We start from the raw sequence: 12,300 nt of genomic DNA on the forward strand, positions 1-12,300 counted from the left end.
TCGCCTCGAAGGCATGGATCGAGGCGGACGAGGTAGGTGCGGGGGGACGTGACGCTCTCCTTTGCTGTGGCGGCCCGGTGGCCCTGGCGGGGTCGCGGGCGAGCTGCCGCCTGGCGGGAGGGCGGCCGGGGTCCTTGCCCTATCCGGCGGCGGACCTGTTGCTCCAGTGTCGTTCACAGGTCGGGTTCTCGAGCGTGTCCGGTCGGGAATGGAATCGGAATGCGATCACCGGGCCGGTCGGCTTCGATCGCTCCGAGACGAGCGGTGAGCCCGGCCAGCGTGGTGATGCGGCTTCGGCCGCGCGGTTCGCCAACGAGCAAGACTTCGACCGCGCAGCCGTGCACGGTATCCTCCGCGACGGAACGGTCCAGGACGGTCACGATCGTGGTGAAGGGTTCGCGGCCGCGGTCGAGGTAGCCCGCTCCGGCATCGGAGGGCCGTAGCTCCACGAATCCGCCGAAGACGGCTCTTCTGAGATGAAGCGTGTTACCGACTGGTAGGTGTGGGTAGTCGCGGGAGTGGTGCATCGTTGCGCCGACCCGATGCTGTCACACACCGGAGGGACGCGATTCGCATGAGCACACCTGACACCTCTACTTTGCTGGCGCAGTTGCGCGCGGTGCTGTCGTTGACCAACACCGAGATCCAGATCGCCGCGACCCGCATCGCCCAAGCCCGCACCGAAGCGGTGCGGCGGGAACTGTCGGAGAACGCCGACAACGCCCGCGCCCGCGCGCAAGCCATCGAGGCCGCCATCCGCGACCTGGGCGGTGTCCCGGAGTTGGTCGGCCCGTTCCTGGGTCAGGCCGCCGCGGCGGTCAAGGCGATGGTCGAGCAAGCGCTGCCGTTCGATGAGGCCCTGCTCGGTGACCTGACACTCGAACACCAACTGGTCGACCGCGCCCGCTACATCAAGGCCCTCGCGACCACCGCCCAGCTACCCGAGGTGGTGGCCTTGGCGGAGCGGTTGATCACCGCGCATTCGGCGACGGTGGACTGGCTGACCACCGTCCTGGCCGAGGACGCCCTCGGCGGCCCGGCCGCGCTGCGCCGCACCCCCTTGCAGGCGGCCGCCGGAACCGCGGTGAAACTGTTCAACCTCCCGGTCACCTGGTCTGCTCGGGGCCTGGACCGGGCCTTGGACACCGTGCGAGCCGCCCCACCCGCGCTGGGTGGATTACTGGCCCAAGGCGCGCGGGCGGGTGATGTCGCCGTCAAAACCCTCTCCGCGTCTCGTGACGCCGCGCTGGAGACCGCCGAGCAGGTCACTCGCCGCGAAGGCGCCGACGCCGCTGCCGATGCCCTGCGGTCGATCCGCACCAGCGGGGTCCCCGAGCCCCGCGAGTTGCCGATCGGTGACTACGACGAGCTCAACGTCTCCCAAGCCGTCGCCGCGGTGAAGGAACTCACCGACCCCGCCGACATCCGCGCGATCGTCGCCTACGAGGAGGCCCACAAGAACCGCCACGGCGTCGTCTCCGCCGCACAAACCCGACTCGCCGCCATCGCCCAAGAAGTCGCCGGCCTCATCTGACCATCATCGCTTCAGGGACCGCAGCGCGGTTGGGTCCACTCCCAGGCCGCCCTGCTCTGCGACAGCTCGCCACCGGGCGAGCGGAGTACGTGGGTGGCCGACCCGCTTCACCGCTCGCGGCTGGGGGCGACGACGGCCTGCACCCACGCCTGCTGGCCGTTGTCGATCGCCAGAGCTGTGTCGCAGACCTGCGGACCCCTGTGTGACCACGACGTTGGTGCTGCGCTGGTGAGGGTGCCTCACGGCGAGAGCCGTAGTGGTGTCGGCGAGACCTGCGTAACCATTACCGCGGTAGGGAGACTGCTCGATGATCTGCGGTAGACAGGGGTAGAGAGAGGGAGACTCCATCCTGCAAGGAGTGGATGTGGACATGGCAGCGCTAAACGATCTCTGAGCCGCGCCCGCCGGCGGCATCTTTGGCGAAGACGTCGCGCGGGTCGTCGACGGGGTGCGGCGGTGAGCACCACACCCGATCCGAACAGCTTGCTGGCGCAGTGGGGTCCGCGAACGACACGGATCTCTGCTGGCGCACGTCGACGGAGCGCGGGCAGCGGTCGCTTCGGTAGCGGAAACTGCCCGGCGCCGCGGGCGAACCGGTCGTGGTCTGCACCGACCGGGGGCTGAATGCGCTCCCGCCACGTACGCCCGGGGTGCCCGCACCCTATGCGGTGGTGGGCGACGGTGACCGCTGTCTGGTGTACGTCAGGGCACCGACGGGAGAGTGGACTTATGTCCTTGTCCCGGACCATGACATCGATCCGGGACTCCTGCCACGCACGGACCTCTGCGGCTGGACGCTGTGGCGGCTCGACGACCCTGCGACCCAGCTGCGGGAGGTTGACGGGCCGCCCTCGCGGCGATGACCACGACTACGGGCCGCCTGGCGAGGCCCGGGTTGGGTGTGGGTGGTGTTTCGGGTCGGTGACCGAGATGGTGGCGCAGCAGTCATGCGCGGTGAGGCGGATAACGCTGCACGGTGGCGTACGCGTTGACCGGTGCGAATAAGAGGATCCCGGCGCCGGGGTGGCGGTGATCCGGTCGCGGGGCGGCGCTGCGGGCTGGTGCGGGTACTCGATGCGACCCGGGTGCGGGCCCGGCTGGGTTTACTCGATCCCCACGGCGGCGCCGTCGGATCCAGGGATTGCCGCCGGGGGTGCTCGCACCGCTCGACCTTCAACCACTTCAAGGGATTCCTCCGGTGTGTTGGCGGATAGCCTCGGCCGCGGCCGGCGGGGCCGTGGTTGCGGCAGGATGTATGAGCATGGCGAGTTCCAGTAAGCGACAGCGCAGGTTAGCTCTCGACGTCTTCGCGGACCTGACCTGGGAGTGGGTGCCGGACTATCAGCAGTGGAAGTACGAGCGCTGGCTGCTGGATTTCGACACGACCGGCCTGCTGGACTACCCGGAGGATGATTCGTTCGGCTACCTCTACGTCCTGCGGTTGAGCGAGGGCTGGATCAAGGTCGGGCGCACCGGGAGATGGGGCACGCGCCGCCACACCTTGCGCAGGCAGCTGCGCGCGCGGCACACACTGGGCGTCGAGCAGGAGTGGAAGAGCGCGGCCATACCGTCGAGTGAGCTGGGCCGTGCCGAATCGCTGGTGAAGGCCTACGCCAGACGGATCGCGGACCACTCCCGCCTGTCCTATGCCCGGGATCGCCGCGGCGTGACCGGCCGCAGCGAGGAAACCGAGATGTTCCACGGCGCCGATTTCGGCATGGTGCGTGCCTACGCCGACGTGATCGGACGCTGCGAAGCAGCCTGGTGAAGGTGCTGGCTGGTGTCCGAAAGGGCATGAGCGGCAACTCGGAGGCCCGGTCGTTCAATACCCTTGTGGGAAGGGGATGCACCGCGTTTGTTCGGCCGCCGGTGGTGCGCTGTTGCCCAGGCGTCGATCGAGCGGTGCGGTTCCAGTCGATACGGCCGGCAGCCGGACATGCCGACGGCTCGACCGGCGGCAGACCCGCTGCGTCACGGCCAGCGTCATCCATTCCGCAGGCCGAGCAGCTAACCAGGTCACGATCGAGCGTCATGCGAGACCTCGTGCGGGAACTCACCTCACGGCGGTGTGCACCGCGGGCATATCGTTTCGACCACCCGGTGAGCATGGGTTCCGGCGAACAGCGATGCGTCTCTGCCGAACTGGCGCCGCGCCTACCAATGTGGCATGGCGACGGCACGGGGAAAGAACGAGGCATGGTCGACAGGGGAAGCTTCGGCGAGGTCGTGCGGAGACACCTCGATCGGTGCGATCCAGGCGATTGGCAGTGCTGTGCTGAACTGCCGCGCTGCGCCATCAAGAACCAAGTCTCCCACACCACGTGTTGACAGACCCGACGATGGCGCGGCTGCTGGATCCGTCTTCGAGCTGAGCGCGGGGCACGCCTGTAGTCAGGCGTGCAAGCACTGGGGTGCGTTCACGGCTGAATGTCGTTGCTCCATATCAAGGAGCGTTGGGGTCAGGCGCATGCTGAGCGAGCACCTGGCCGACGGCACGAACCCTGTTTTCATAAGACAGGTCTCTGAGGTCGATGGGAGTTGAAGTATCGATCCCTGGGGGTGGCGCGGGCCATAGTTCCGTCGGGAGCAACTCATTCAAGTCATCAAGATAGAACCTGCCGATCACCTGAACATTATTCGCGTTGAGCGACGGTTCGCCCAGAAAACACATTCCAACAGAGACAAAATCATCCCAAGTGGCCACGGCGGCACGGGCATGCTCGCTCAGGCGATCTTTAGTCGCGCCATCCATCATGTTCCAATGGAAAAGGATGCCCCCACTGTCCGGACGATCCTCCTCTGCCAGGTCCTTGAGACAAGATTCGAACTGACGGCTTCTGTGATTCTGTAGTGCTGCCTTGAAGCGCTCGGGAGTAAAAGCAATCTCGCTGTTCCGCTCAATCGAGCCGATTACCATCGTGGTCAACCGCAGCCCGTAGCGCTGATGGTATGCGTCGACAGCTTCGAGTGCTTCATTGTCTTCCGTAGCACGGCTAATGGAGATGGCGAGAAGGTCTGCCACCAAGCGTGCTTCCATCGACCAAATCGGCTGCGGATCTCGATCGAGCCCAAACTTACTCGTGAGGAACTCGGCACCCTTCAGGGCGGTCTGGCAGCTGAAGTGGACTTGGGGGATCAGGTTCCGCGATTTGTTTATGGCGATGCGGCGACGAGCGTCATTGAAAGCCGCGGCCAACTGCGTGTCGTCTGCAAGTGCACCCTCTACTCCAATCGAAGTCAGACCCGCAACCACTGCAGCGTCGCTGATGTCGCTGACCGGAACGGTGAAGTTGAAGTAGCGGTCAAAATAGTCTTGTTCGCAGACGTGACGATAGTCCGAATCGCTTCTCGAGAACCCTGGCCTCCCGTCGGCGTCGAGTACTGCGGGGAAGAGGAAGCGCACGAGGCCGTACAGCTTCTCTCGCACCATCGAATCGCTCACATCTTTGAGAGCGGTCATCACTCGCTCGCCCCAGTTGATGTTCTTCTCGGTGCGGGAGTTCATGAAGACAAGATGATGTTTCGGCTTCGTTATGTCTGCCTTCCACCTCTTGATGTTCTCGTAAAGAGTGGGGTACTCCATCCGCAAGAAGGTCAGCAGGAGAAGGTCGAGAAAGTTGACTTCGTTCGGGCCGATCGTGGTCAGGACGACGTCGAACTGGTTTATGAGTCGATGGATCGAACGCAGGGTGACCAGGTCTGTGTCGGGTATTTGGTTGAGAAAAAACCACACAGGCGATGTTCGACCTGGCGACGACGGTTCAATGTTGATGCCATCGCGTTCGGCTATCGCTTTCAGCAGCTCTTCAATCTCGCGGTCGCGGTGGACAGCTTGGAGCGGCGGGACCTCGAACGGGTACTGGACGATCTTCTCCAGGTATTCCAGCGCGCGTTGCGGTTTGTTCTTCGCTACAGCCGTCTGCGATAACACATCGCATATCGTGTCTTGATCGTAGGAAAGGAGGTAGTGGATCCCAGGGAAGCTGCCGAGAAGTCGGACCGTCTTCAGAACTGCCAGAAGCTCATTCGCATCCAGTCGATCCAAGTCGTCCACAATGACGAGGATCTTGATACCCCCATCTTGTAGATCTTTGGACAGCTCGACGAATTGCTCGTCGAAGGGTTTCACCTTGTCCAGATAGTCCGCGGCGCTCTTGAGTGCGCCGGACGCTGCATTCCCCACCGTTGGAATTAACGTGGCGCCCTGCGCCCCTACCGCCAGAAACGATGCAAGCGCCTTCTTGGCCTTCCTGCGTGTCTTCTCCGGAAGGGCCGCGTTGATCGTCGCGTAAAACTCCGCGACCAGGGTTGCTGTGTCCGAAGCCGCCCAGGGGGTGAACCGCTGTACCTTCCAGCCAGGCGCCGTGGACTCAACGCCCAGTTGAATCATGTTCAGCACCGAGGACTTGCCTCCGCCCCAGGGGCCAGCGAGGCCGAAGACGACGCTGGGGCCGCCGCTCGCTGCCTCGATCCTGCGGGCCACGTGAGCCGCGAACTCGGCGCGGTCTAGCCGATCATCCTCAGGGCGACTGATAGGTACGTCCGTGTAGGTCGAGAGGTCGCGCCGCACGCTCATGCAAGCACCTCAGCACACACCCCCGACAGTCACCAAACCGTGCGCACCCTGTGCCCCCACCCGTTTCTGGTTCTATCGGCGATCTGTGACGTCACACATCGGTGGATGTTGATGTCGGGCTGGTTCGGAAGATATTCGTATCGGTGTGAGGTTGCGGCTGATCTATCCGATTAGGTGCTTGCTCTCTGGTCTGGGTAGCTGTCTGCAGTGTGCCGCAGCGAGCGCCGATCGGCAGGAACCAGAACCGCGTATTGCGAGGTCGGCCGCATGTTGCATGTCGGGGTCGATGGACCTACCTCATTCGGCCTTGCCGAGCCCACCGTAGGATTGGGCACTCGACGAGCGCGCGCCCTGGCGGCCGCGTTGCGGCCTCCAGGGCCTGACATTTCGCCATGAACTCAGCTTGCTTTCGCGCTGCATACGCCGGGTCACGGCGCTTTGTCGATCACCGACCCCCGAGCAGGAACCGGAACAAGCGCGATGAGGGCAGCGAGCACCTCGATCGCTGTAACCGGGTCGGTCAGGCTGGTCAGCACCCATCCGCCCAGGGCACCGAATGTCAAGGTGCACGCTCGACACCGTTGCTGCTCTTCACGTTGCGCTGCCCGGTCTCCGGGGGAATCGGCGGGTGGGGTAGAAAGCATCGCTCACCTCTCGTCCATCTCGCATCAGATACATCGGGTCATAGGAGCGAAAGCCGCCGACCCCCCGGTGCAATAGAGCCGATCCGGATCGGGGTGAATTAGGCAGTGGCCCGGGGGGTTCCGGCACCTGCGCCCTATAAGAGTGGAGACCGGGCGGGCAGATCCGCAGCCGGTCGGCACCGAGTCGAGGGCCGGTGTGCGTAGGTGTACAGAGGAGGAACTTGATGGTTACATCGGACATCGACGCTGTCCCACCCGACAGGCGAACGTCGTCCGATACCGAGCCTGTGGAGTTCCGTGTCCCGCGCGATGGTCAACTCTTCCTGGACGCAGTGACCCATATGGCGTCACCGCCCACGCCTTGCAGCGACCTCGCCGACACGACGGTCACATTGGCAGGTGCCCAGGCGTCGCCCACTGCGTCGACCTGCGATCCGGTGGACGCGCCAGCGCGACTGCAGGCCGACCGCGAATTGCTCGAACTTCTTATCGCCCACGCCGCCCGTGGCCTTGTCTGGGAGAAGGTGGTCGAAGACCTGTCTGCGTATGCGGCGCAGGTCTTGGACAGCTGGATCAGAAGCGGGATGGTCTTCACCCAGCTGGCCCGAAAGCTCATCGGGGTGAACTCCTGGCCCGCCGGCCGTGAGCGGCTGGCCAGCGACAAGTACTATCGCGAGGACGTAGTTGCGCACTGTATCGTCCGCGCATTGGACAAGCTCCAGCACAAGCTGCGAACCGGTCAAGGATGGGACCCCCGCAAGGGCTCTAGTCTTGCTACCTACTTCATCACCGGCTGTCTGAACGAGTTCGTCTACGTGTTCGAGAAGGAACGACAGTGGTGGACCACGACCCACCAGCCGGGAAATCTCGATGCGCGCGAAACGTCCGAGCTCCTCGATGCAGGGGCCCGTGTGCTATGGAGCTCAGCCCAAACCCACACCGACATCGCCGAAATGGTGACAGACCGCATCTTCGTGCTCGAACACCTGGCTACCTTGACCGACACCGAGCGCACAATCCTGTGGGCCGTCGCCGACGGATACACCCACGCCGAGATCGCACACCTGCTCCATGTCACCACGAAAGCGGTCGAACGGCGTCTGTCCCGAATGAGGACGCGTGCCCGCATGTCTGTGAGGAATCGAGGATGAATCGATACGAGAATACCGAACACGCCCCCGAGCTAGTTTCGCAGTTGCAGTCGCTGATCGAACGATCCTCACTCGGCGCGACCGCACCACGCCTGCTGCGGGAACGGGCATCCACCGAACAACTCGACCGCATTCGCAGACTTCGACGCCAACGCAACGACGTTGCCCCCGGACCATCCGAGGCCTCCGCGCGCCGCCTGCTGGCCGAAGCCATGGGACACCTGCCCCAACGCACACCAGATCCCGACGGCGTAACCATCGCTTCGACCTATCCCAGCGGCGTCTACAAGATCCGGTATCCCGACGACGACGAAGGCAGCGGCACCTACCGGAACGACTCCGACACGATGACCCGAGTCGTACGGGGGCTGCGCGGATCAGCGTCCTGCACGACGTAGCAGATATTGCCGGTTCTGGGCCGAGACGGCTGCCGAGCACGGGCCGTTGATAACGGTGGCCGTCAGCTCGGGGCCCTGCTGGTGGGAACTCGATGATCTGGTCCGCGGCGCCGCCGGGCGGAACCGGCTCGCGGGGCAGCGGGATCTGTGGATCAGTTTCGGCAACCGATTCTTCGTGACCAAGCGCGAGCACCTGCCTGCGATCACTGCCGCACTGGCTGCCGAGGCACCCTGTCGCGTTTGGTTGTTCGCGCGGTGCCCGATGCGGCACACAGCGATCACGCCACCTGCCGCCGCTAGCGCGGCGAGCCGCTGTGTTTGCTGGGAGCCGCAGGGTCTGATTTGGCGGCTCATTCCACCCGCTGGGGTTGCGGTGGCATGTGCAGGTTGATCTTGAACAGTCGGGCGAGTTCCTCGACAGTGGTTTCTGGGTTGACTGCGTGGACGGTGCCCATTCCCATGTGCTGTGCTGGGGCTAGATAATGTGCGACATCGTCGACGAAGACGCAGTGGAGGGGGTTCACACCGAGGCGGTCGGCGGTCAGCTCGAAGATGGCCGGTTCGGGCTTTCGGAGTCCGACCTCGTGGGAGAGCACCACCACGTCGAATCGGTTTGCGAGATCGTAGGGCTGGTATGGGTCGTACGGTCCGGCGCCCCAGGAATTGGATAGGACAGCGGCGCGAATTCCGTTGCGCCGCAGTAGTTCGATCGCATCGGCCACGACATGTTCGAGGTCGAGGTCGGTGAGGATTCGTTCGAGCAGGTGGCTGGGATCGACTCCGAGCAGTGGCGCGAGATGGTTCACGAACTGCTGTTGGGTCACCGCACCGCGTTCGAGGTCGGTAAGCAGTCCTTTTGCCCCGCCGTCCAGGGAGAAGACGCGTTCGAGCGCGTCGGCGGCGAGGCCTTCCCGGACGCAGAAGCCGCGTAGCGCGTCGTGGAACGAGGTCGTGACCACGCCACCGAAATCGGTGATCAGGGCGCGGTAGCGGGTCGGTGAGGTGGTCATCTCGGCTTTGTGACTGCTGTTTTGGTGGCTAGGGCTTCGTTCCACAGGTCGCGTGCCTCTCGTGCTTGGGTATGGCGGACCGATCGTGCGAGGGCAACTGCCCGCTCCAGCGTGCCGGTGTGCCCGGTTGCGGTGACGAGGACAAGCGCGGCGCGGGTGTCGGCGCAGGCGGCGTCGATGCGGTGCGCGTCGCGGTGGGCTTCGGCGCGGTCGATCAGGGCTGTGGCGCGGTGGCGGTGCAGGCTCGGGTCCAGTTGCGCCAAAGCGGCATCCAGGAAGTTGATCGCCTTGTTGAATTCGCCCATTCGTCGGTAGTTGCTGCCCTCGTAGGCGGTGAGTTTGGCGGTGTCGAACGCCCCGATTCCGGAATAGCGGGTGGCTTCGACCGGTCCGGTGTCGAGGGCGATACGTGCGTGGTCGAGCAGGGACAAGCTGGCCTTGCTGTCGCGGAGGTCGGCGTGTCGTTCGGAGGCGACCGCGGCGACCCAGCCTCGGGTGATCGGTGATGCGTCCTGGGCGGCAGCGGCTTGAGCGGCTTCGGCATAGTTGAGTCCGAGTTGCAGGTCAGGCTCGGTGTTGTAGGCGGCTTGAAAGGCGTGACATGCCATAACAACCGCTTGGAGTTCGGTGTTGCCGCTCTCGCGCGCCGAGTGTTGCGCGAGGTGTAGGTAGGGGGCGCTGTTTCGCCATTCGCCGAGGTCGAGTCCCAGGATTATTCCGGCCAACGCCGCCATTTCCCCGACGGTGGTGAGTAGATTGCTGCGGACGGATTCGGGTTGATCGCCGGGGCGCAGCGCCAGCGCCAGTTGGATGGGACAACTACTTCCGTTTCATCGCTCAGCTCGCCAACTCCAGACACCCCATCAAGCGCTTGGTCGCCGAGGACTACAACGCCATCGCCGCTGAATTCATCGCGGCCTTGCGGTCGCTGTTTCCGGACGCCAACGACGCAGCGATCCACGACGCCTACCTGCACCTGGTCGCGGCGGCCTTGCACACCTACTCCAACAACCTGCGCCTCGACAGCCTCACCGCGGGTCACATGCACGCCCACGACACCAACGAACGCCACGACGCGCTCATACGCTTCGCCGAAGGCGGGATCATCGCACTCGCCGAACAAACAGCATCCTGACGACACATCTACGGCACTGGAGTTGGCGTCGCGTGCCCAGTCTCGGTGTACGGCTGCACCGATCGAGAAGCTTCACGCCTCGATTCGATGGATCCGGCGATAGATGTGCAGATCGGGCACACCTACGTGGTCCTGGTTCCCCGCCGTCTGCCGATCGCCCGCTATCCCGACCGCGAGCTACCGGGCACACCGATGTGGGTGGCCAAACTGTCGGCCGGCGCCCGGTTCCAGCTCACCGTCACCAGCGTTAATCCCGGCGCCGACCAGGTGACCGTGGAAGGGCTGCGGCTGATCGAACGCGCCTACACCGATATCGCGCTCACCGACACCCAGGCCACCGACCTCGGACTGCCGGGCGGACGGGGCTATCGCGTCGTGGGAATTCTGGTCGACCACACCGGCCTGCCGAGCGCGGCGGTGTCTTCGTCGGCAGCGGCATGCGGGTGATCTCCGAGCGACCGGACGCCCGCTCCAGTCCACCGCCGGAGCCGAGGGTCGAGGCGGAAATTGTCCGGGGCGTTACGGATTGATGCCCACGGCGGCAACTGATTTCGCAAGTACATGGGTAACTCCATGTACTCACATCGCGCTAGCTTGCGATTGGCATCGTTGTCAAGAGCAGACCGCGTTGAAGTCAGTTGGCTGCATTGGGCCGCTGAGCTGCGGATACTTCCAATACCCACCCACCCCGCTGTAGCATGGATTGCTGGCGTTGGCGGGTGCGAGTCTCGTTGGTTGACGTCAGTCATTAAATGGCGATTTTGATGACAAGTAGCGATGGTTGACCAGCAACCACGCCGGGCACGAGCGAATCACGCATGGTGCAACGTTGGATCCCGCTGGACTCCTACAGCGGACCATCCCCGCGTGCGCGAGGCCGACTGGATCTCGATACCGGTTGCCCGGTTGGAGTCCGGACCATCCCCGCGTGCGCGGGGCAGACGCCGCCCTCGGCCGGGCGCCAGCCGCTCACCACGGACCATCCCCGCGTGCACGGGGCCGACCGATCCACCGTGCGCTCCAGATCCGCGATTCGCGGACCATCCCCGCGTGTGCGGGGCCGACGAGCCGTGGGCATCCCGAAGCGGCGGGCCGGGGACCATCTCCGCGTGCGCGGGGCCGACGCCAGTCGTAGCACGCGCATTGCGCTGTCTCCTGGACCATCCCCGCGGGCGCGGGGCCGACGATTCACGAATTCGAGCACGTAAAACGGATCGTGGACCATCCCCGCGTGCGCGGGGCCGACGGCACCACCCAGACCGCGGTAGCCAAGGCCCAGGGACCATCCCCGCGTGCGCGGGGCCGACCTTCTGACGGGCCGCGCGGATGGCGGCAATCTCCGGACCATCCCCGCGTGCGCGGGGCCGACACCCACGCCGCGAACCCGAAATTGTCGGTGCTCGGACCATCCCCGCGTGCGCGGGGCCGACCGAGCGGCTCGGTATCGGAGATCCGGAGACGGAGGACCATCCCCGCGTGCGCGGGGCCGACGCCGCCCTGCACGCCGAATTCGTCGGCCTCTACGGACCATCCCCGCGTGCGCGGGGCCGACTCGCCACCAGCCCGCCGACCGCAGCGTCGGGGCGGACCATCCCCGCGTGCGCGGGGCCGACGCGGGTGATGCGCTTGACCGCGACCTGAGCGAAGGACCATCCCCGCGTGCGCGGGGCCGACACTTGTTGAGCTGCGGATTTATCTGACATTACCCCGTTTTTCGTTCACTTCGTTCGGGATCGGTTGGTCGCTTCGTGGTGGTGCGAATGTGAGGACCATCCCACCGGCGCTGGGCCAACGCGCTTGCGGATGCTGGCCTTTGGCCGGAGTTCCTCAGTCCGGGCCGCATCCGACATGC

At 64.9% G+C, this 12,300-nt stretch carries 10 protein-coding genes and 1 CRISPR repeat array; of the genes, 6 read left to right on the top strand and 4 right to left on the bottom strand.

Translation table 11 applies throughout. The features are described 5' to 3' along the window. Positions 1–173: 173 nt before the first annotated feature. A complete protein-coding gene (locus tag IU450_RS34100) occupies positions 174–449 on the bottom strand; it encodes a hypothetical protein (protein WP_195153836.1) in 276 nt (91 codons plus the stop codon). Between the two features lie 125 nt (positions 450–574). On the opposite strand from IU450_RS34100, the gene IU450_RS34105 reads away from it, so the two are divergent. Then, positions 575–1,534: a ferritin-like domain-containing protein gene (locus IU450_RS34105; protein WP_195153837.1), complete on the top strand. Its 960-nt coding sequence runs from the start codon at positions 575–577 to the stop codon at positions 1,532–1,534. 1,261 nt (positions 1,535–2,795) lie between these two features. Then, positions 2,796–3,302, top strand: coding sequence for a hypothetical protein (locus IU450_RS34110; RefSeq protein WP_195153838.1), 507 nt, complete (start codon positions 2,796–2,798; stop codon positions 3,300–3,302). 675 nt (positions 3,303–3,977) lie between these two features. On the opposite strand, the gene IU450_RS34115 is transcribed toward IU450_RS34110, so the two are convergent. Beyond that, positions 3,978–6,110, bottom strand: coding sequence for a KAP family P-loop NTPase fold protein (locus IU450_RS34115; protein ID WP_195153839.1), 2,133 nt, complete (start codon positions 6,108–6,110; stop codon positions 3,978–3,980). An 868-nt stretch (positions 6,111–6,978) separates the two neighbouring features. On the opposite strand from IU450_RS34115, the gene IU450_RS34120 reads away from it, so the two are divergent. Further along, positions 6,979–7,905 carry a LuxR C-terminal-related transcriptional regulator gene (locus IU450_RS34120; protein WP_195153840.1) on the top strand — a complete coding sequence of 309 codons (927 nt, stop codon included), beginning with the start codon at positions 6,979–6,981 and terminating at the stop codon, positions 7,903–7,905. Next, entirely contained in the window at positions 7,902–8,303 is a 402-nt protein-coding gene (locus tag IU450_RS34125) for a hypothetical protein (protein ID WP_195153841.1), read from the top strand. The genes IU450_RS34120 and IU450_RS34125 overlap by 4 nt, the downstream gene beginning before the upstream one ends. Before the next feature lie 350 nt (positions 8,304–8,653). On the opposite strand, the gene IU450_RS34130 is transcribed toward IU450_RS34125, so the two are convergent. Both IU450_RS34130 and IU450_RS34135 read right to left on the bottom strand, forming a co-directional pair. Then, a complete protein-coding gene (locus IU450_RS34130) occupies positions 8,654–9,313 on the bottom strand; it encodes an HAD family hydrolase (protein ID WP_195153842.1) in 660 nt (219 codons plus the stop codon). Then, complete coding sequence (locus IU450_RS34135) at positions 9,310–10,047, bottom strand: hypothetical protein (protein ID WP_195153843.1); 738 nt, start codon at positions 10,045–10,047, stop codon at positions 9,310–9,312. Before IU450_RS34135 ends, IU450_RS34130 begins: the two co-directional genes overlap by 4 nt. A gap of 35 nt (positions 10,048–10,082) precedes the next feature. Here IU450_RS34135 and IU450_RS34140 point away from each other — a divergent pair, with 35 nt between their 5' ends. Both IU450_RS34140 and IU450_RS34145 read left to right on the top strand, forming a co-directional pair. Next, a complete protein-coding gene (locus IU450_RS34140) occupies positions 10,083–10,448 on the top strand; it encodes a hypothetical protein (RefSeq protein ID WP_195153918.1) in 366 nt (121 codons plus the stop codon). 87 nt (positions 10,449–10,535) lie between these two features. Continuing rightward, the gene (locus tag IU450_RS34145; protein WP_195153844.1) at positions 10,536–10,895 is read left to right on the top strand and encodes a hypothetical protein; all 360 of its coding nucleotides are present in this window, start codon (positions 10,536–10,538) and stop codon (positions 10,893–10,895) included. 407 nt (positions 10,896–11,302) lie between these two features. Beyond that, positions 11,303–12,122: direct repeats of the CRISPR family, unit length 28 nt; unit sequence GGACCATCCCCGCGTGCGCGGGGCCGAC. Positions 12,123–12,300 lie beyond the last annotated feature (178 nt).

This window comes from Nocardia abscessus, assembly GCF_015477775.1.
Lineage (GTDB): Bacteria > Actinomycetota > Actinomycetes > Mycobacteriales > Mycobacteriaceae > Nocardia > Nocardia abscessus_A.